Annotated in this window: 16 protein-coding genes; 14 read left to right on the forward strand and 2 right to left on the reverse strand. The window is 63.5% G+C overall.

Annotation, left to right across the window (positions count from 1 at the left end):
• Positions 1-7 precede the first annotated feature (7 nt).
• The 7 genes from G3N59_RS13740 (at position 8) to G3N59_RS13770 (ending at position 8,647) form a co-directional block, all read left to right on the forward strand.
• The gene (locus G3N59_RS13740) at positions 8-1,540 is read left to right on the forward strand and encodes a CoA-acylating methylmalonate-semialdehyde dehydrogenase (protein ID WP_205983172.1); all 1,533 of its coding nucleotides are present in this window, start codon (positions 8-10) and stop codon (positions 1,538-1,540) included.
• A 12-nt stretch (positions 1,541-1,552) separates the two neighbouring features.
• Positions 1,553-3,274: a GMC family oxidoreductase N-terminal domain-containing protein gene (locus G3N59_RS13745; RefSeq protein WP_205983173.1), complete on the forward strand. Its 1,722-nt coding sequence runs from the start codon at positions 1,553-1,555 to the stop codon at positions 3,272-3,274.
• Positions 3,275-3,703: 429 nt separating this feature from the next.
• Complete coding sequence (locus G3N59_RS13750) at positions 3,704-4,483, forward strand: ABC transporter ATP-binding protein (RefSeq protein WP_205983174.1); 780 nt, start codon at positions 3,704-3,706, stop codon at positions 4,481-4,483.
• Entirely contained in the window at positions 4,480-5,280 is an 801-nt protein-coding gene (locus G3N59_RS13755) for an ABC transporter ATP-binding protein (protein ID WP_205983175.1), read from the forward strand. The genes G3N59_RS13750 and G3N59_RS13755 overlap by 4 nt, the downstream gene beginning before the upstream one ends.
• 130 nt (positions 5,281-5,410) lie before the next feature.
• Complete coding sequence (locus tag G3N59_RS13760; RefSeq protein ID WP_205983176.1) at positions 5,411-6,628, forward strand: ABC transporter substrate-binding protein; 1,218 nt, start codon at positions 5,411-5,413, stop codon at positions 6,626-6,628.
• A gap of 163 nt (positions 6,629-6,791) precedes the next feature.
• Positions 6,792-7,676, forward strand: coding sequence for a branched-chain amino acid ABC transporter permease (locus G3N59_RS13765; RefSeq protein WP_205983177.1), 885 nt, complete (start codon positions 6,792-6,794; stop codon positions 7,674-7,676).
• Positions 7,676-8,647: a branched-chain amino acid ABC transporter permease gene (locus G3N59_RS13770; protein ID WP_205983255.1), complete on the forward strand. Its 972-nt coding sequence runs from the start codon at positions 7,676-7,678 to the stop codon at positions 8,645-8,647. The genes G3N59_RS13765 and G3N59_RS13770 overlap by 1 nt, the downstream gene beginning before the upstream one ends.
• 653 nt (positions 8,648-9,300) lie before the next feature.
• Here the strand turns inward: G3N59_RS13770 and G3N59_RS13775 are convergent.
• Complete coding sequence (locus tag G3N59_RS13775; RefSeq protein WP_205983260.1) at positions 9,301-9,459, reverse strand: hypothetical protein; 159 nt, start codon at positions 9,457-9,459, stop codon at positions 9,301-9,303.
• Here G3N59_RS13775 and G3N59_RS13780 point away from each other — a divergent pair.
• Positions 9,458-10,591 carry an ABC transporter substrate-binding protein gene (locus G3N59_RS13780; RefSeq protein WP_241023421.1) on the forward strand — a complete coding sequence of 378 codons (1,134 nt, stop codon included), beginning with the start codon at positions 9,458-9,460 and terminating at the stop codon, positions 10,589-10,591. The two genes, G3N59_RS13775 and G3N59_RS13780, sit on opposite strands and share 2 nt — an antisense overlap.
• A 35-nt stretch (positions 10,592-10,626) precedes the next feature.
• Here G3N59_RS13780 and G3N59_RS13785 read toward each other — a convergent pair whose 3' ends face one another.
• A complete protein-coding gene (locus G3N59_RS13785) occupies positions 10,627-10,974 on the reverse strand; it encodes a hypothetical protein (protein WP_205983261.1) in 348 nt (115 codons plus the stop codon).
• A 22-nt stretch (positions 10,975-10,996) separates the two neighbouring features.
• Here G3N59_RS13785 and G3N59_RS13790 point away from each other — a divergent pair, with 22 nt between their 5' ends.
• The 6 genes from G3N59_RS13790 (at position 10,997) to rsmG (ending at position 18,756) form a co-directional block, all read left to right on the forward strand.
• On the forward strand, positions 10,997-12,109 hold the full coding sequence (locus G3N59_RS13790; protein WP_241023440.1) for an ABC transporter substrate-binding protein: 1,113 nt from the start codon (positions 10,997-10,999) through the stop codon (positions 12,107-12,109).
• A gap of 217 nt (positions 12,110-12,326) precedes the next feature.
• Positions 12,327-13,382: a branched-chain amino acid ABC transporter permease gene (locus tag G3N59_RS13795; RefSeq protein ID WP_205983180.1), complete on the forward strand. Its 1,056-nt coding sequence runs from the start codon at positions 12,327-12,329 to the stop codon at positions 13,380-13,382.
• 4 nt (positions 13,383-13,386) lie between these two features.
• Positions 13,387-15,174: a branched-chain amino acid ABC transporter ATP-binding protein/permease gene (locus G3N59_RS13800; RefSeq protein WP_205983181.1), complete on the forward strand. Its 1,788-nt coding sequence runs from the start codon at positions 13,387-13,389 to the stop codon at positions 15,172-15,174.
• The gene (locus tag G3N59_RS13805; protein WP_205983182.1) at positions 15,171-15,920 is read left to right on the forward strand and encodes an ABC transporter ATP-binding protein; all 750 of its coding nucleotides are present in this window, start codon (positions 15,171-15,173) and stop codon (positions 15,918-15,920) included. Before G3N59_RS13800 ends, G3N59_RS13805 begins: the two co-directional genes overlap by 4 nt.
• A gap of 185 nt (positions 15,921-16,105) precedes the next feature.
• A complete protein-coding gene (gene mnmG, locus G3N59_RS13810; protein WP_205983183.1) occupies positions 16,106-18,061 on the forward strand; it encodes a tRNA uridine-5-carboxymethylaminomethyl(34) synthesis enzyme MnmG in 1,956 nt (651 codons plus the stop codon).
• Entirely contained in the window at positions 18,058-18,756 is a 699-nt protein-coding gene (rsmG, locus tag G3N59_RS13815) for a 16S rRNA (guanine(527)-N(7))-methyltransferase RsmG (RefSeq protein ID WP_205983184.1), read from the forward strand. Before mnmG ends, rsmG begins: the two co-directional genes overlap by 4 nt.
• Positions 18,757-18,814 lie beyond the last annotated feature (58 nt).

Raw genomic sequence — 18,814 nt, forward strand, 5'->3', positions numbered from 1 at the left:
GGCAGACATGAGCGAGACAGAACGTAGCGAGGCGCCTGCGCGCGCCGTGGTGCAACTGCCGCATTTCGTCGACGGCCGCGCACGCGAATCCAGCAGCGGCCGTTATGCCGACGTCTTCAATCCCGCCACTGGCGCCGTCAGCGCACGCGTGCCGCTGGCAAGCGCCGCCGAAGTCGATGCCGCCGTGGCCGCCGCCCACGCTGCCTTTCCCGCCTGGAGCGAAACGCCGCCCATCAAGCGCGCGCGCATCCTGTTCAAGTTCAAGGAACTGCTCGACCGTCACCACGACGAACTGGCCGAACTCGTCACGCGCGAGCACGGCAAGGTGTTCTCGGATGCGAAAGGCGAGGTGATGCGCGGCATCGAAATCGTCGAATTCGCGTGCGGCATTCCGAACCTGCTCAAGACCGATTTCACCGACCAGATCGGCGGCGGCATCGACAACTGGAATCTGCGCCAGCCGCTGGGCGTGGTCGCGGGCGTGACGCCTTTCAACTTTCCGATGATGGTGCCGTGCTGGATGTTTCCGGTCGCGCTCGCCTGCGGCAATACCTTTGTGCTGAAGCCCTCGGAGCGCGATCCTTCCGCGTCGCTGCGGCTTGCGGAACTGCTCAAGGAAGCGGGCCTGCCCGATGGCGTGTTCAACGTCGTGCACGGCGACAAGGTCGCGGTGGACGCGCTGCTTGCGCACCCGGACATCGCCGCGCTGTCGTTTGTCGGCTCCACGCCGATCGCCGAATACATCTACACGGAAGGCACCAGACACGGCAAGCGCGTGCAGGCGCTGGGCGGCGCGAAGAACCATCTCGTGGTGATGCCCGACGCCGATCTCGATCAGGCCGTCGATGCGCTGATCGGCGCGGCCTATGGGTCGGCGGGCGAGCGCTGCATGGCGATCTCGGTGGCGGTGGCCGTGGGCCATATCGCCGATGAACTGATCGAGCGCCTGACGCCGCGCGTGAAGTCGCTCAATATCGGCGACGGCATGAACGAGGCCTCGGAAATGGGGCCGCTCGTGACCGCGGCGCACCGCGCGAAAGTGCAGGGTTATATCGACGCGGGCATTGCCTCGGGCGCGAAGCTCGTGGTCGATGGGCGCGGTCACACGGTTGCCGGGCGCGAGAACGGTTTCTTCCTCGGCGGCACGCTGTTCGACGAGGTGAAAACCGATATGTCGATCTATCGCGAAGAGATTTTCGGGCCGGTGCTGTCGGTCGTGCGCGTGCCGGATTTCGCGAGTGCGGTCGAGCTGATCAACGCGCACGAATTCGCCAACGGCGTGGCGTGTTTCACCTCGGACGGCGGCGTGGCGCGCGCGTTCTCGCGGCAGATCAAGGTGGGCATGGTGGGCATCAACGTGCCGATTCCGGTGCCGATGGCGTGGCATTCGTTCGGCGGCTGGAAGCGTTCGCTGTTCGGCGATCACCACGCGTATGGCGAAGAGGGCGTGCGCTTCTACACGCGCTACAAGAGCATCATGCAGCGCTGGCCGGACAGCATCGCCAAGGGCGCCGAATTCACCATGCCGGTGGCGAAGTAAGCGAGGCGCGTCATGTCAGCGACTCATGACTTCGCAAAGCGCGAGCTTCGTAAAACCGCAGGTGAATTCGACTACGTGATCGTCGGTGCGGGCACGGCGGGCTGCGTGCTCGCCAATCGTCTCACGCAGGACGCGGACGTGTCCGTGCTGCTGATCGAAGCGGGCGGCAAGGACGACTATCACTGGATTCACATTCCGGTCGGCTATCTCTACTGCATCGGCAATCCGCGCACGGACTGGCTGTATAAAACCGCCGGGGAAAAAGGCCTCAACGGGCGTGCGCTGTCGTATCCGCGCGGGCGCGTGCTCGGTGGTTCGTCGTCGATCAACGGCATGATCTATATGCGCGGCCAGCGCGAGGACTACGACAACTGGGCGCGCGTGACGGGCGATTCGGGCTGGTCGTGGGATTCGGTGCTGCCGGTCTTCAAACGCAGCGAGGATTACCACGGCGGCGCGAGCGAATTCCACGGCGCGGGCGGCGAATGGCGCGTGGAAAAGCAGCGCCTCAAATGGCAGATTCTCGAAACCTTCGCGCAGGCCGCGCAGGAGCAGGGCATTCCCGCGACCAGCGATTTCAATCGCGGCAATAACGAAGGCGTCGGCTATTTCGATGTGAACCAGCGGCGCGGCGTGCGCTGGAATGCGTCGAAGGCGTTTTTGCGCGCGGCGATGAAGCGGCCCAATCTCACCGTCGTGACGGGCGCGCTGACCGAGCGCGTGATCTTCGAAGGCAAGCGCTGCGTCGGCGTGGATTACCGGGCGCAGTCCGCAGGCGATGTGGCGTATCGCGCCCGCGCGCGCTGCGAAGTGATTCTGAGCGCTGGCGCGGTGAATTCGCCGCCATTGCTGGAGCGTTCGGGCATTGGCGATGCGGCGCGCCTCGCGCAACTGGGCGTGGAAGTGGTGAACGATCTGCGCGGCGTGGGCGAAAACCTGCAGGACCATCTGCAACTGCGCATGGCGTTTCGCGTGAACGGCGTGCGCACGCTCAACACGGCGTCGGCGCATTGGTGGGGCAAGCTGATGATCGGCATGGAATACGCGCTGCTGCAAAGCGGCCCGATGTCGATGGCGCCTTCGCAACTGGGTGCGTTCGCGAAGTCGGATGTGAACGACCCGGCGCTCACGCGGCCCGATCTGCAGTATCACGTGCAGCCGCTTTCACTCGATCGCTTTGGCGAGCCCTTGCATCGCTTCAATGCGTTCACGGCTTCGGTGTGCAATCTGCGGCCCACATCGCGTGGCGGCATTCACGCGGTTTCCGCGCGTGCCGAGGACGCGCCCGCCATCGCGCCTAACTATCTCTCGACCGATCACGATCTGCGCGTGGCCGCCAATGCGCTGCGTCTCACGCGCCGGATCGCGGCGTCGCCCGCGCTTGCGCGTTATCAGCCGCAGGAGATTTTGCCGGGCGTGGCGTATCAGAGCGAGGAAGAGCTGCGCGAGGCGGCGGGCAATGTCGGCACGACGATCTTCCATCCGGTGGGCACCTGCCGCATGGGCCGCGCCGACGACGCCGACGCCGTGGTCGATGCGCGTTTGCGCGTGCGCGGCGTGGAAGGACTGCGTGTGGTGGATGCCTCGGTGATGCCGTTTATCACGTCGGGCAACACCAATTCGCCGACGCTGATGATCGCCGAACGCGCGGCGCTGATGATGCGCGAAGACCGCCGCGCGGGACTATCGACCACCGTGCGCACGGAGTTGGCTGCATCCGCACCCGTGGCGTGAAGCACCCGCTTAACTGCGCGTCTTGCGGCGATGCCCGCAAAACGACGCGCAGCAAAGCCGTTGTTTCGGACCACTATCCAGGACACGCGCCGCGACTGCGGCGCGTGCGCTTTCGTGCGCCGGCTTCATCGATCTGATGTTTCTAACGTGCCGGCATCGCGCTGATATCGTCGGTTAATTGTTGCGCTAAATGGCGCGCAGCGATTCCATGAAACTTGACGCTCACCCGTAAGTGCAAATCCCAATGATTGCGCTGCATCAATGGCGAGACAATGGCGCGGAATGACAAAAGCGGGGGAGGCAGGCGCCGGAACATGGCGCGTCATGCATCGTCGTGCGCGGCCCGAATCGGCTAGACCCACTTGATCCGGCACGCACGAACCCATCGAAGCCAGTCGAAGCATCAGCCTACTTCGCGTGGAAGGGAACATGATTCTCGGCGACACGATTCTGGAGACGCGCGGCCTCACGAAACAGTTCAAGGGCTTCACGGCCGTGAACGGCGTGAACCTGCGCGTGTGCCGCGGTTCGATTCACGCGCTCATTGGACCGAATGGCGCGGGCAAGACCACTTGCTTCAATCTCCTGACTAAATTTCTCGTGCCGAGCGCCGGGCGCATCGTCTTCAACGGCATCGACATCACCAGCGAGCGGCCTGCGCAGATTGCGCGGCGCGGCATCATTCGCTCGTTCCAGATTTCGGCGGTGTTTCCGCATTTGACCGCGTTGCAGAACGTGCGCATCGGCCTGCAACGGCAACTGGGCACCGCGTATCACTTCTGGAAAAGCGAGCGCTCGCTGGCCGAACTCAACGACCGCGCGATGGATCTGCTCACCCAGGTGGGCCTCACCGATTTCGCCGATGTGCCGACCGTCGAGCTTGCGTATGGGCGCAAGCGCGCGCTCGAAATCGCCACCACGCTGGCGATGGAGCCGGAACTGATGCTGCTCGACGAACCGACGCAAGGCATGGGGCACGAAGACGTGGACCGCGTGACGGCGCTGATCAAGAAGGTATCGACGGGCCGCACGATCCTGATGGTCGAGCACAACATGAATGTGATCGCGGGCATCTCCGACACCATCACGGTTCTGCAACGCGGCGAAGTGCTGGCCGAAGGCAGCTACGCCGAAGTGTCGAAGAATCCGCTCGTGGCCGAAGCCTATATGGGCAGTGCGGACGCTGCGCTCGCGGGAGCGCACGCATGAGCACGGTGACGGAGCAGCACGGCGAGCAGCGCGGTGAGCAGGACAGCGCGGCGGGCGCGGGCGAGAGCGCGCTGGAAATCGCGGGCCTGCAGGCGTGGTATGGCGAATCGCACATCCTGCATGGCGTCGATCTCTCCGTGAAGCGCGGCGAAGTCGTCACGCTGCTCGGCCGCAACGGCGCGGGCCGCACGACCACGCTGCGCGCCATCATGGGCTTGACGGGCCGGCGCACGGGTTCGATCCGCATCGGTGCGCGCGAAACCATCCAGATGCCGACCTATCGCATCGCGCATTGCGGTGTGGGTTATTGCCCGGAAGAACGCGGCATTTTTTCGAGTCTGTCGTGCGAAGAAAACCTGCTGCTGCCGCCCGCCATCGGTGCAAAAAGCGGTGTGAAAGGCGGTGCGAAAAGCGGCGAGCAAGGCATGTCGCTCGACGAGATTTATTCGATGTTCCCCAACCTCGCGGAGCGCCGCCATAGCCAGGGCACGCGCTTGTCCGGCGGCGAGCAGCAGATGCTGGCCGTCGCGCGCATTCTGCGCACCGGCGCGAATCTGCTGCTGCTCGACGAGATTTCCGAGGGCCTCGCGCCCGTCATCGTGCAGACGCTCGCGCGCATGATCGTCACGCTCAAGTCGCGCGGCTACACCGTCGTGATGGTCGAGCAGAACTTCCGCTTCGCGGCGCCGCTCGCCGACCGCTTCTATGTGATGGAGCACGGGCGCATCGTCGAGCGTTTCGGTATCGCCGAGCTCGAGGGCAAGATGCCCGTGCTGCACGATCTGCTCGGTGTCTAGTTTGCGCATTCGTATCGCGCGCGGAGTGGGGTTGTCGAACCCGGTCCGCGCGAGTCGTGTCGTTTTGTCCTGTTTTGCCTTGCCTGAATAACAACGCTGCATCACAACGCAACCAGTGAAGGAGACAGCAATGAAGAAGACCACGTTCGCGCGGCTCGCGGCTTACGTTGCCGCCACGGCGGCTGCTACGGCGCTCTGCGCGGGGACTGCGCAGGCCGCGAACGACGCGGTGAAGATCGGCTTCATCACGGATATGTCGGGGCTTTACGCGGACGACGACGGCCAGGGCGGCCTCGCCGCCATCAAGATGGCAATCGCCGATTTCGGCGGCAAGGTGAACGGCAAGCCGATCGAGATCATGTACGCCGATCACCAGAACAAGGCCGATATCGCCGCGTCGAAGGCGCGCGAATGGATGGACCGCGACGGCATCGACATGCTGCTCGGCGGCACCAATTCGGCGACTGCGCTGGCCATGAACCAGGTCGCGCAGGAGAAGAAGCGCGTCTACTTCAACACGGGCGCGGGCACCGACGCACTGACCAACGAGCAATGCACGCCGTACACGATCCACTACGGCTACGACACGGTCGCGCTCGCCAAGGGCACGGGCCTCGCGGTGCTCAAGCAGGGCGGCAAGTCGTGGTTCTTCCTGACCGCCGACTACGCGTTCGGCAAGTCGCTCGAAAAGAACACGGCGGACGTGGTGAAAGCCAACGGCGGCCAGGTGCTGGGCGAAGTGCGCCATCCGCTTTCGGCTTCGGATTTTTCGTCGTTCCTGCTGCAGGCGCAGGCGTCGAAGGCGCAGGTGCTCGGCCTCGCCAATGCGGGCGGCGACTCGGTCAACGCGATCAAGGCGTCCAAGGAATTCGGCATCACCAAGACGATGAAGATCGCCGCGCTGCTGATGTTCCTGCCCGACGTGAAGAGCCTCGGACTGGAGACCACGCAGGGCCTCGTGCTGACGAGCGGCTGGTACTGGGACCAGAACGACGCGACGCGCAAGTGGGCGCAGCGCTACTACGAGCAGAACAAGAAGATGCCGTCCGAGCTTCAGGCCGCCGATTACTCGGTGGTGATGAACTACCTGAAGGCGGTGCAGGCCGTTGGCTCGACGGATTCCGACAAGGTCATGGCGCAGCTCAAGAAGACGAAGATCAACGACTTCTATACGAGCAACGGCTATATCCGCCAGGACGGCGTGCTGATTCACGACATGTATCTGGTCGAAGTGAAGAAGCCTTCCGAATCGAAGGGACCGTGGGATCTTTACAAGGTCGTGCAGACGATTCCGGGCGAACAGGCTTACACGTCGAAGGCGGAATCGAAGTGCGCGTTGTGGAAGTAGGCGCGCATTGAGCGCGCACTGAGCGCGCACGCGTGACGGGAAGAGGGCATGCGGCGTCCGGTGCGGTTGTACGCGCCAGGCGCCGCATCGATGCTTCAACCGATAACCCGTGCCTGAATCGTTAGATCGCGGTTACATCGCAGTTCCATCGGGGGCGGCTTTCATGATGATCTTTGGCATTCCGCTTTCGGCAATGCTGAGCCAGTTGTTGCTCGGGCTCGTGAACGGGTCGTTTTACGCGATCCTGAGCCTGGGCCTTGCGGTGATCTTCGGCATGCTCAACGTGATCAACTTCGCCCATGGCGCGTTGTTCATGCTGGGCGCGATGCTCACGTGGATGGGTCTCGCGTATTTCAATCTGCCGTACTGGGTGATGATTTTTGTCGCGCCGCTCGTGGTGGGCTTGATCGGCGTGCTGATCGAGCGTTCGATGCTGCGCTGGCTGTATCGGCTCGATCATTTGTACGGACTCCTGCTGACTTTCGGTTTGACGCTGGTGGTGGAGGGCGTGTTCCGCTCGATCTACGGCGCTTCGGGCCAGCCCTACGACGTGCCCGATCTGCTTGCGGGCGCAACCAATGTCGGCTTCATGTATCTGCCTAACTATCGCGCGTGGGTTGTCGTCGCTTCGCTGGCCGTGTGCTTCGCCACGTGGTTCGTGATCGAGAAAACGCGGCTGGGCGCGTATCTGCGCGCGGGCACGGAAAACCCCAAGCTCGTCGAGGCGTTCGGCATCAACGTGCCGCTCATGATCACGCTCACCTATGGCTTTGGCGTGGCGCTCGCGGCCTTCGCGGGCGTGCTGGCCGCGCCGGTGATCCAGGTCTCGCCGCTGATGGGCCAGCCGATGATCATCACGGTGTTCGCCGTGGTCGTGATCGGCGGCATGGGGTCGATCATGGGCTCGATTCTCACGGGGCTGATGCTCGGCGTGATCGAGGGCTTTACGCGCGTGTTCTGGCCGGAGGCGTCCGCGACCGTGGTGTTCGTCATCATGGCGATCGTGCTGCTGATCCGCCCCGCTGGACTCTTCGGCAAGGAACGATGATGCAAAGAAAAGTGCTGTATGCGCTGCTGCTGCTCGGGCTGATCGTGGCGCCGTTCGCCGGCGGCTATCCGCTCTTCGTGATGAAGGTGCTGTGCTTCGCGCTGTTCGCGGCCGCGTTCAATCTGCTGATCGGTTATACGGGCCTGCTGTCGTTCGGTCACGCGATGTTTCTCGCCAGCGCGGGCTACACCGCCGGTTACGCGATCCAGTCGCTCGGTTTCACGCCGGAGCTGGGCGTGCTGGCCGGCACGGCGGTGGCTACGCTGCTGGGCGTGATCGTCGGCATCTTTGCGATTCGCCGCCAGGGCATCTACTTCGCGATGGTCACGCTCGCGCTCGCGCAGATGGTCTACTTCGTGTTCCTGCAGGCGCCGTTCACGCACGGCGAAGACGGTCTGCAAGGCGTGCCGCGCGGCAAGCTGTTCGGCGTGGTGTCGCTCGATTCGGATCTCTCGCTCTACTATGTCGTGCTGGTGGTGATGGTGCTGGCCTTCATGCTGATCGTGCGTATCGTGCATTCGCCGTTCGGCCAGGTGCTGGTCGCGATCAAGGAGAACGAGCCGCGCGCGATTTCGCTGGGCTACGACACCGATCGCTTCAAGTTGCTCGCCTTCGTGCTTTCGGCCGGGCTTGCGGGGCTGGCCGGTTCGCTCAAGGTGCTGGTGCTGGGTTTCGAGACGCTCGGCGACGCTTACTGGACCATGTCCGGCCTCGTGATCCTGATGACGCTGGTGGGCGGCATGGGCACGCTGTTCGGGCCGCTGCTGGGTGCGGCGCTGATCGTCGCGCTGGAAGACCGGCTCGGCGATATCGGCGGCATGCTGGCTTCGGTGACGGGCGTGGAGTGGTTCCGCTCGCTGGGTGAGTCCGCAACCATCGTCACGGGGCTGATTTTCATCGCCTGCGTGCTGGCGTTCCGGCGCGGCATCGTCGGCGAAATCGTGGCGCGGGTGCGGCCGCTGCGCGCCTGACCGGCGCGTGCACCGACCCTTGCTTCACGTGGAAATTCACGTGAGAATAGGCGTCTTCGTGTGTGAACGGGGTCTTGCGGTGGTCTTGTGCCAAACGGCCTGCCGCACAGCGTTTGAATGCGACATCTCTGTGTCAGTGCGCCCCAATTCGGTGCCGCACTGCACCACTAGGGTAAATGCTAGTTGCCCATGAGAGGGGCGAAAGTTAAAGTTTCACCTAGTTCTGATGCACCGAATTTGCAGGTGGAGAACGAGGAGACAACTGAGGCACAAAGTGCCCGGACAAGGAAGCGCAGTTGGATGAGAATCCAACTGCGCTTTTAATATTCAGCATTGGCTCAAATCGCTAATGCACCTCGTTCTCCATTCTCGTCTTTTCTCGTCTCTCCCTTCCCGTTTTTCCCCCTCGCGTTTTTCCCGGTAGTTTCCCCGGTAGTTTCCCGATAGTTCAATCTGGCGTTCGCCATCGATTCACCATTAATCCGTTGTTTCCGCTTTGCCGCATTGCGTCGATTTACGCAAATAGCCACGCTTTGCGTAAAACCGCCGTCGTGCGGGGCCTGCGCCGTTACGCATTTCCGCAGCCGTTTTTGCACCGTTGCATCCGCGCTGTAAGCTGCCGGAAAGCGCTTGCCGCGCAAAACATCGCTCCGTTACACTCGCCATTCGCCGACCATGCGGTCAGCATTATCGGCGCGTAAAACCCTGCCTGATTTCGAACCCGGAAAACCTCGCATTTCCGGCGCAATAAAGAATACGAAGATCGAAGGAGTGGAGATGCCGTTGGTTTGGCGTTGGATGAGTGCGGCCATGGCCGCCACGGGGATGCTCGCCGCCACGGCGGGCGCGGCGCACGCGGACGTGAAGATTGGCGTCACGCTTTCCGCCACGGGACCGGCGGCGTCGCTGGGCATCCCGGAAAAGAACACGATCGCGTTGCTGCCGAAGGACATTGCGGGTCAGAAGGTCGATTACATCGTCCTCGACGATGCCACCGACTCCACCCAGGCCGTCAAGAACGCCCGCAAGCTCACCAGTGAAGAACACGTCGACGCGCTGCTCGGCTCGACCGTCGTGCCGAACTCGCTGGCGATGATCGACGTCGCCGCCGAAACCGGCACGCCGATGATCTCGATGGCGGCCGCCGCCTCGATCGTCGAGCCGATGGATGCGAAGCGCGCGTGGGTCTTCAAGACGCCGCAGAACGATCAGTTAATGGCCGGCGCCATCGCCCAGCATATGGCCGCGCATGGCGTGAAGTCGGTGGCCTTTATCGGCTTCTCGGATGCGTACGGCGAGAGCTGGTACAAGACCTTCAGCGCGGCGGCGGCGAAGCAGAACATCAAGATCGTCGCGAACGAACGCTTTGCGCGCAACGATGCGTCCGTCACGGGCCAGGTGCTCAAGATGATCTCGCAGCATCCCGACGCGGTGCTGATCGCCGGTGCGGGCACGCCCGCCGCGTTGCCGCAGAAGACGCTCAAGGAGCGCGGCTACGCGGGCAAGTATTATCAGACGCACGGCGTCGCCAATAACGACTTCCTGCGCGTGTGCGGCAAGGACTGCGAGGGCACGTATCTGCCCGCCGGCCCGCTGCTGGTCGCCGATCAACTGCCCGCATCGAATCCCGTGAAACAGTCGGCGCTCGCCTACAAGGCGGCCTACGAGAAGGCCTACGGCGCGGGTTCCATTTCCACCTTCGGCGGCCATGCGTGGGACGCAGGCTTGTTGCTCCAGCACGCGATTCCCGTTGCGCTGAAGGCCGGGCAACCGGGCACGCCTGCGTTCCGCACGGCGTTGCGCAAGGCGCTCGAAGATACGCACGATGTAGCGGGCGCGCACGGCATCTTCACGATGAGCGCGACCGATCATGCGGGCCTCGACGACCGGGCGCGCGTGATGGTGGAGATCGTCGGCGGCAAGTGGAAGCTGGCTGGCGACTGAGTTTCCCAAGGAACGCACACGCATCGCATCCGACATCAAAAGGCACGCTCCCCAGGACGTGCCTTTTTTGTTGCTGCCGCAACGATGTGCGCGTGCGTCGATGCCGCGAGCAGTTGTAGCGCACAGCAGCGAAGTGCAGCAGGGTAGGGCAGCACGCAGCAGGGCGGATCGCGTGGCGGCTTGTGCAGTGCCGCAGGCAGGGAAAACCATGCGTCACACGCGCGATCCCGATTACTACACTCAAAGGCCGGCGCGGCCGCGAACACGTTCAGGCGCTTCGCAGCACGCCGCTGGAAAAACAAATCGACACGCAGACGAAGCGTTTGGAGACGCGCAATGAAAAAGAAGTTGGCGATGAAACAGTGGTCGGTGACGGCGCTCAATGCCGGGCTCGCAGCGGCATTGATGAGCATGGCGGGCGTGGCGGCCGCTCAGGTGAAGATCGGCGTGACGCTTTCGGCGACGGGTCCGGCGGCGTCGCTCGGCATCCCGGAGAAGAACACGATCGCGCTGTTGCCCAAGGAGATCGGCGGCAAGAGCGTGCAGTACATCGTGCTCGACGACGCGTCCGATACGAGCAAGGCCGTGCAGAACACGCACAAGCTGATCGACGAAGATCACGTCGACGCGATCATCGGTTCCTCGGTGACGCCGAACTCGCTGGCGATGCTCGACGTGGTCGCGCAAGGCAAGACGCCGATGATCTCGCTCGCGGCGTCGGCGGCCATCATCCAGCCGGTTGACGACAAGCGCAAGTGGGCCTTCAAGCCGCCGCAGAACGACAGCCTGATGGCCGATGCGATCGCCGGTTATATGGAGAAGCACGGCGTCAAGACGGTGGGCTTCATCGGCTTCACGGATGCCTATGGCGATAGCTGGCTGCGCGAATTCACGGCGGCCGCGGCGAAGCACAACGTCAAGATCGTCGCGAGCGAGCGCTATAACCGCACCGATTCCTCGGTGACGGGGCAGGCGCTCAAGCTGATGGCGGCGAACCCGGATGCGGTGCTGATCGCCGGTTCCGGTACGCCTTCGGCGCTGCCCGCGACCACGCTCAAGGATCGCGGCTACAAGGGCAAGATTTATCAGACGCACGGCGTCGCCAATAACGACTTCCTGCGTGTGTGCGGCAAGGATTGCGAAGGCGAGCTGCTGCCCGCCGGCCCGATTCTCGTCGCCGATCAACTGCCTGATTCGAACCCGGTGAAGAAGTCCGCGCTGGCCTACAAGGCGGCCTACGAGAAAGCCTACGGCGCAGGCACGGTGGCGACCTTCGGCGGTCACGCGTGGGACGCTGGCCAGATGCTTCAGCGTGCGATTCCGGCCGTGCTCAAGACCGCGCAACCGGGCACCGAGGCGTTCCGCGTGGCGCTGCGTGACTCGCTCGAAAACATCAAGGATCTGCCGGTTTCGCACGGCATCATGAACACGTCGGCGACCGACCATAACGGCCTCGACGACCGCGCGCGCGTGATCGTCGAAGTCGTCAACGGCAAGTGGAAGCTGCAAGGCGATTGAGGTTTGTCCGCGTGGTCGATGCCGCGCGCTCGCACGTGAAACGCTGGCGTGCTTCACGTGCGGCGCGGCATCGGTATCTGTTGTCCTGTCTCTGAAGCGGCGCGGCCGAACCTGGCGCGCCGCGCGCTTTCCCGTTGCGCTGTCTACGCTGTCTTGTCCCGCATCTCCCAACGTCGTCCTGACGTTGGCGGCTTCACGCGTTCCAGAAAGAGGGGTTATGGATTTATCGATCGCCGCGATCCTCGCGCAGGACGGCATCACCACCGGAGCGATTTACGCGCTGCTCGCGCTCGCCCTGGTGCTGGTGTTTTCCGTGACGCGGGTGATCTTCATTCCGCAGGGCGAGTTCGTTTCGTACGGCGCTTTGACGCTGGCCGCGCTGCAATCGCAGAAGTTTCCCGCTACCTGCTGGCTGCTCGTTGCATTGGGCGCCGCGTGCTTTGTCGTCGAAACGGCGGGGCTCGTGCGTCATGCAGAACGTCGTCGCCACGCGGCGCGCACGCTCGTCTCGCTCGCGGGCAAGTATCTGCTGTTCCCCATCGCGCTCTATGCGCTCACGCGCGGCCTGGCAGGGCAGCCCTTGCCGATGCTCGCGCAGATTGCGCTGACGCTCGCCATCGTCGTGCCGATGGGGCCGTTCATCTACCGGCTCGCCTATGAGCCGATCGCCGAAGCCACCACGCTGCTGTTGCTGATCGTGGCGGTGGCCGTGCACTTCGCGATGGTCGGTCTCGGGCTCGTGATGTTCGGCGCGGAAGGCTCGCGCACGACCGCGTTCTCGGACGCCAGTTTCAACATCGGCGCGCTGTCGATCTCGGGGCAAAGTCTCTGGGTGGTCGGCACGGCGGTGGTGTTGATCGTCGCGCTGTACTTCTATTTCGATCGCACGATCTCCGGCAAGGCGTTGCGCGCGACCTCGGTGAACCGGCTGGGCGCGCGGCTGGTTGGCATCGGCACGACGCAGGCCGGGCGGCTCGCGTTCACGCTCGCGGCAGGGCTGGGCGCGCTGTGCGGCGTGCTGGTCGCGCCGCTCACGACCATCTACTACGACTCGGGCTTTCTGATCGGGCTGAAGGGCTTCGTGGGCGCGATCATCGGCGGGCTGGTGAGCTATCCGCTGGCCGCGGCTGGATCGGTGCTCGTGGGGCTGCTGGAGTCGTACTCGTCGTTCTGGGCGAGCTCGTACAAGGAGGTGATCGTGTTCACGCTGATCATTCCCGTGCTGCTGTGGCGCAGTCTGTCCACGCCGCATGCCGAAGAGGAAGAGGAGTGACGCGATGAAACGACTTGTTTTGCATAACCGCTTCTTCTGGCTGTTCCTCGTGGTGATGTTCGCGCTGCCGGTGTTGCCCGGCGTCGTGCGCGTGCCCGAATACTGGATCACGCTGCTCAACTACATCGGCTTGTATTCGATCGTGGCGATCGGCTTGGTGCTGCTGACCGGCATCGGCGGGATGACGAGTTTCGGGCAGGCTGCCTTCGTTGGGCTGGGCGCTTACGCGACGGCGTATCTGACGACGCAGTACGGCGTTTCGCCGTGGCTCGCGTTGATCGTCGGCGTGGTGATTACGGCGCTGGTCGCGCTCGTGCTGGGCCTCGTGACGATGCGGCTCTCGGGCCACTTCCTGCCGCTGGGCACCATCGCGTGGGGGCTGGCGCTGTTCTTCCTGTTCGGCAATCTGGACATGCTCGGCAAGTACGACGGCATCAACGGGATTCCGGTGCTCAAGGTGTTCGGCATCGAGCTGGAGTCGGGGCGGCACATCTACTACCTGATCTGGGTGGTGGTGCTGGCTTCGGTGATCTCGGTGCAGAACCTGCTGAACAGCCGCACCGGCCGGGCGATTCGCGCGCTGCGCGGCGGCGGTCTGATGGCCGAGGCGATGGGCGTCAATACGGCGTGGATGCGCGTGGTGATCTTCGTCTACGCGGCGGTTCTGGCGGCGGTCTCGGGCTTTCTCTACGCGCATTTGCAGCGCGCCGTGAACCCGACGCCCTTCGGTCTGAACCACGGCATCGAGTATCTCTTCATGGCGGTCGTGGGTGGCGTTGCGCATGTCTGGGGCGCAGTGCTGGGTGCGGCGATCCTCACCTTGCTGCAGGACTGGCTGCAGACGCTGCTGCCCAAACTGCTCGGCGAGAACGGCAACTTCGAGATCATCGTCTTCGGCATTCTGATGGTGCTGCTGCTCCAGTACGCGCGGCGCGGCGTCTGGCCATTTGTCGCGCGCTTCTTTCCACGTGGGCCGCAGGCGCACGTGCCCGAGCACGCCGAGCCTTTGCCGCAACGCAGCAAGCCGGCGACAGGCGAGTTGCTGTTGACCGTCGATAAGGCGCGCAAGCAGTTCGGCGGGCTGGTGGCGGTGAACGATGTGAGCTTCGAGGTGAAGGCTGGCCAGATCATCGGCCTGATCGGGCCGAACGGCGCGGGGAAATCGACCACATTCAATCTCGTGACCGGCGTGCTTCAGCCGACCAGCGGCGCGATCACGTTCCGTGGCGAGCGTATCGACAAGCTGACTTCACGTGAAATCGTCGCGCGTGGCATCGGGCGCACCTTCCAGCATGTCAAACTCCTGCCGACGATGACCGTGCTGGAGAACGTGGCGATCGGCGCGCATCTGCGTGGGCATTCGGGCGTGCTGCGCAGCGTCGTCAAGCTCAATGCGGCGGAAGAGGGGAGGCTGATGAGCGAGGCGGCGAGGCAGCTAAAGCGCGTCGGCCTGGAGTCGCAGATGTATGAGGAAGCGGGCAGTCTGGCGCTGGGCCAGCAGCGGATTCTGGAAATTGCGCGGGCGCTTTGCTGCGATCCGACCCTGCTGTTGCTGGACGAACCGGCGGCGGGCCTGCGTTATCAGGAGAAACTGCAACTGGCGGCGTTGCTGCGCAAGCTGAGGGAAGAGGGCATGAGCGTGCTGCTGGTCGAACACGATATGGACTTCGTGATGAATCTCACTGATCGATTGGTCGTCATGGAGTTCGGCACGCGCATCGCCGAAGGCTTGCCGCAAGACGTCCAGGAAGACCCGGCGGTGCTCGAAGCTTATCTGGGCGGGGTGGAATGATGACGCAAGCCATCCTCGAAGTAACGGGCCTGGCCGTGCGCTACGGCAAGATCGAGGCGCTGCATAAGGCGTCGATCAAGGTTGGCGCCGGGCAGATCGTCTCGGTGATCGGGCCGAACGGCGCGGGCAAGTCGACGCTGCTGAATGCAGTCATGGGCGCGCTGCCGGTTAGCGGGCATGCGAGCGGCAAGATTGCCTACCAGGGCGAAGACGTCGGTGCCTTGCCCATCGAACGCCGGGTTGCGCGCGGCATGTGCCTCGTGCCGGAGAAGCGGGAGTTGTTTGCCTCGATGTCGGTTGAGGACAATCTCGTGCTCGGCGCGTACCGGCGCAAGCGGGCAGGGGAGCGCAACTTTCTCGATCAGCTCGATCACGTATTCGAGCTTTTCCCGCGCTTGAAGGAGCGGCGCGCGCAGGCCGCAGGCACGCTTTCGGGCGGCGAGCGGCAGATGCTCGCAGTGGGCCGGGCGTTGATGGGCAAGCCCGATCTGTTGATGCTGGACGAGCCGAGCCTTGGCCTGGCACCGTTGATCGTGAAAGAGATCTTCCACATCATCAGCGCGCTGCGGCAGACCGGCGTCGCGACCTTGTTGATCGAACAGAACGCGCGCGCGGCTTTGCAGATCTCCGACTACGGCTACGTACTGGAAACGGGCGATCTGGCGCTGGAAGGGCCGGCAAATGATCTGGCGCAGAACCCGCGCGTGATCGAGACGTATCTTGGGTTGGCGAAGAAACCCGTCTAGTTCTCGTCAGGCTCTGCAGAAATCGGCGGCGTGTTTCACGTGAAACACGCCGCTTTTTTTCTTCGGCCCGATTAAACCTTATTCGGGTGTGATCGGTCGAAAACCTGAAACCGTTATAATCCGCGCATACCACTTTTTCTGAGAAGGCTCACGCGGTCCATTCGTCCGTGCGTGAGGTCCCCGCCATGCTTTTTCCCACAGAGTTTGACGTAATCGTCGTCGGCGGCGGTCACGCCGGCACCGAGGCCGCGCTTGCCGCTGCCCGTATGGGCGTGAAGACGCTCCTGCTCACGCACAACATCGAAACGCTCGGCCAAATGAGCTGCAATCCGTCGATCGGCGGTATTGGCAAAGGCCATCTGGTCAAGGAAGTCGATGCACTCGGCGGCGCGATGGCCGCAGCGACGGACGAGGGCGGCATTCAGTTCCGCATTCTCAATTCGTCCAAGGGCCCGGCTGTGCGTGCGACGCGCGCCCAGGCTGACCGCATTCTTTATAAGGCTGCGATCCGTCGTCGTCTCGAAAATCAGCCGAATCTTTGGCTGTTCCAGCAAGCTGTTGAAGACCTGATGGTCGAGGGCGATCGCGTGGTCGGCGCAGTGACGCAGATCGGTCTGCGCTTCCGCGCCCGCGCCGTGGTGCTGACGGCAGGGACATTCCTCGACGGCAAGATTCACGTGGGCCTGAACAACTACACTGGCGGCCGCGCTGGCGATCCCGCCGCGGTGACCTTGTCCGCACGCCTGAAGGAGCTGAAGCTGCCGCAGGGCCGCCTCAAGACGGGCACGCCGCCGCGTATCGATGGCCGCACGATCGACTTCTCGGTGCTCGAAGAGCAGCCGGGCGACCTCGATCCGGTGCCGGTCTTCTCGTTCCTCGGCCGTGCCGAGCAACATCCGCAGCAGATTCCGTGCTGGGTCACGCACACCAACGAGCGCACGCACGACATCATCCGTGGCGGTCTGGACCGTTCGCCGATGTACACGGGCGTGATCGAAGGAGTAGGGCCGCGCTACTGCCCGTCGATCGAAGACAAGATCCATCGCTTCGCCTCGAAGGAGTCGCATCAGATTTATCTGGAACCGGAAGGGCTGACGACCAACGAGTTCTACCCGAACGGGATCTCGACGAGCCTGCCGTTCGACGTGCAACTGGACCTCGTGCATTCGATGCGCGGCCTTGAGCACGCGCATATCCTGCGTCCCGGCTATGCGATCGAGTATGACTACTTCGACCCGCGTGGTCTGAAGGCTTCGCTGGAAACCAAGGTCATCAACGGTCTGTTTTTTGCGGGTCAGATCAACGGCACGACCGGCTACGAAGAAGCGGCAGCCCAAGGCTTGCTCGCGGGTATCAACGCCGGTCTGCAGGTGCAGGGCAAGGATGCATGGTGCCCGCGCCGCGACCAGGCTTACCTCGGCGTGCTGGTCGACGATCTCGTGACGCGTGGTGTGTCCGAGCCGTATCGCATGTTCACGAGCCGTGCCGAATACCGCCTGAGCCTGCGCGAAGACAATGCCGATATGCGTCTGACGGAAATCGGCCGCGAATTGGGTGTCGTGGACGACGAACGCTGGGACGCATTCAGCCGCAAGCGCGATGCTGTTTCACGTGAAACCGAACGCCTGAAGTCGACGTGGGTGAATCCGAAGACGCTTGGCGCGGAAGAAGCAACGGCACTGCTCGGTAAGCCAATCGACCACGAATACAATCTCGCCGACCTGCTGCGTCGCCCGGGCGTGAGCTACGACGGTGTGATTGCGCTGCGCGAAGGCGCCTGCGCACCCGACGCTCCGCTTGCGGATGACGCGATCCTTCTTGAGCAGATCAAGGAGCAGATCGAAATCGGCATCAAGTATCAGGGCTACATCGACCGTCAGGCCGACGAAATCGAACGCAACGGTGCGCACGAGAACACGCGCTTGCCCGAAGGTATCGACTACGCGGAAGTGCGTGGGCTGTCGTTCGAGGCGTGCCAGAAGCTCAGCCAGTTCCGCCCGGAAACCATTGGTCAGGCGTCGCGTATCTCGGGTATTACGCCCGCCGCGATCTCGCTGCTGATGGTTCACCTCAAGCGCGGCCTGGGGCGTCGTCGCCAGAATCCGGCCGATGCCGGCACCGATAACAAGGCGGCTCAATGACGGCTCGTTCACGGCAACCGGGTGTCGCGGACCGCGACGGACTTGCACGCATGCTGGAGGAGGGCGCCACGGCGCTTTCCCTCAATCTGACCGAGCGTCAACACGAACAACTGCTGGACTACGTCACGCTGCTGGCGAAGTGGAATGCCGTCTACAACCTGACGGCCATCCGCGATCCGCGCCAGATGATGATCCAGCACATCCTCGATTCGCTTTCGATCCTGCCGCATCTGCCTTCACGTGAAAACGCGACGGTGCTCGATGTTGGGTCGGGCGGTGGCCTGCCCGGCATCGTGCTGGCGATTGCGCGTCCGGACTGGCATGTGACGCTGAACGACATCGTGCATAAGAAGACGGCGTTCCAGTCGCAGGCCAAGGCTGAACTGGGACTCACGAATCTGGCGGTCGTGACGGGGCGCGTGGAATCGCTGCGCCCTGGCATCGAAGTGCCGAAAAAATTCGACATGATCGTCTCGCGGGCATTCGCGGAACTGTCCGATTTCGTTACACTGGCCCGTCACCTCGTTGCCGACGATGGCGCGATCTGGGCGATGAAGGGTGTACGTCCGGACGGCGAAATCGAGCGCTTGCCCGAGGGCGCGCGTGCGGTGAAGACGATTCGCCTGGCCGTACCGATGCTCGATGCAGAACGCCACCTGAGCGAAGTACTGGTCGAACCGCTGCCGCAGGCTTGAGCGCGGCAGAAAGTAAGCCAGGCGTACGCAACGAATAGCAGCACAACCAGCACCATTG

Origin of the sequence: Paraburkholderia sp. Ac-20340, from assembly GCF_017104965.1 — a bacterium.
Taxonomy (GTDB): domain Bacteria; phylum Pseudomonadota; class Gammaproteobacteria; order Burkholderiales; family Burkholderiaceae; genus Paraburkholderia.

Excerpts from the sequence above, each read along its gene's own strand:
- G3N59_RS13740 (WP_205983172.1), top strand. The coding sequence starts at position 8 with ATGAGCGAGACAGAACGTAGCGAGGCGCCTGCGCGCGCCGTGGTGCAA.
- G3N59_RS13745 (WP_205983173.1), top strand. The coding sequence starts at position 1,553 with ATGTCAGCGACTCATGACTTCGCAAAGCGCGAGCTTCGTAAAACCGCA.
- G3N59_RS13750 (WP_205983174.1), top strand. The coding sequence starts at position 3,704 with ATGATTCTCGGCGACACGATTCTGGAGACGCGCGGCCTCACGAAACAG.
- G3N59_RS13755 (WP_205983175.1), top strand. The coding sequence starts at position 4,480 with ATGAGCACGGTGACGGAGCAGCACGGCGAGCAGCGCGGTGAGCAGGAC.
- G3N59_RS13760 (WP_205983176.1), top strand. The coding sequence starts at position 5,411 with ATGAAGAAGACCACGTTCGCGCGGCTCGCGGCTTACGTTGCCGCCACG.
- G3N59_RS13765 (WP_205983177.1), top strand. The coding sequence starts at position 6,792 with ATGATGATCTTTGGCATTCCGCTTTCGGCAATGCTGAGCCAGTTGTTG.
- G3N59_RS13770 (WP_205983255.1), top strand. The coding sequence starts at position 7,676 with ATGCAAAGAAAAGTGCTGTATGCGCTGCTGCTGCTCGGGCTGATCGTG.
- G3N59_RS13780 (WP_241023421.1), top strand. The coding sequence starts at position 9,458 with ATGGCCGCCACGGGGATGCTCGCCGCCACGGCGGGCGCGGCGCACGCG.
- G3N59_RS13775 (WP_205983260.1), bottom strand. The coding sequence starts at position 9,459 with ATGGCCGCACTCATCCAACGCCAAACCAACGGCATCTCCACTCCTTCG.
- G3N59_RS13790 (WP_241023440.1), top strand. The coding sequence starts at position 10,997 with ATGAGCATGGCGGGCGTGGCGGCCGCTCAGGTGAAGATCGGCGTGACG.
- G3N59_RS13795 (WP_205983180.1), top strand. The coding sequence starts at position 12,327 with ATGGATTTATCGATCGCCGCGATCCTCGCGCAGGACGGCATCACCACC.
- G3N59_RS13800 (WP_205983181.1), top strand. The coding sequence starts at position 13,387 with ATGAAACGACTTGTTTTGCATAACCGCTTCTTCTGGCTGTTCCTCGTG.
- G3N59_RS13805 (WP_205983182.1), top strand. The coding sequence starts at position 15,171 with ATGATGACGCAAGCCATCCTCGAAGTAACGGGCCTGGCCGTGCGCTAC.
- mnmG (WP_205983183.1), top strand. The coding sequence starts at position 16,106 with ATGCTTTTTCCCACAGAGTTTGACGTAATCGTCGTCGGCGGCGGTCAC.
- rsmG (WP_205983184.1), top strand. The coding sequence starts at position 18,058 with ATGACGGCTCGTTCACGGCAACCGGGTGTCGCGGACCGCGACGGACTT.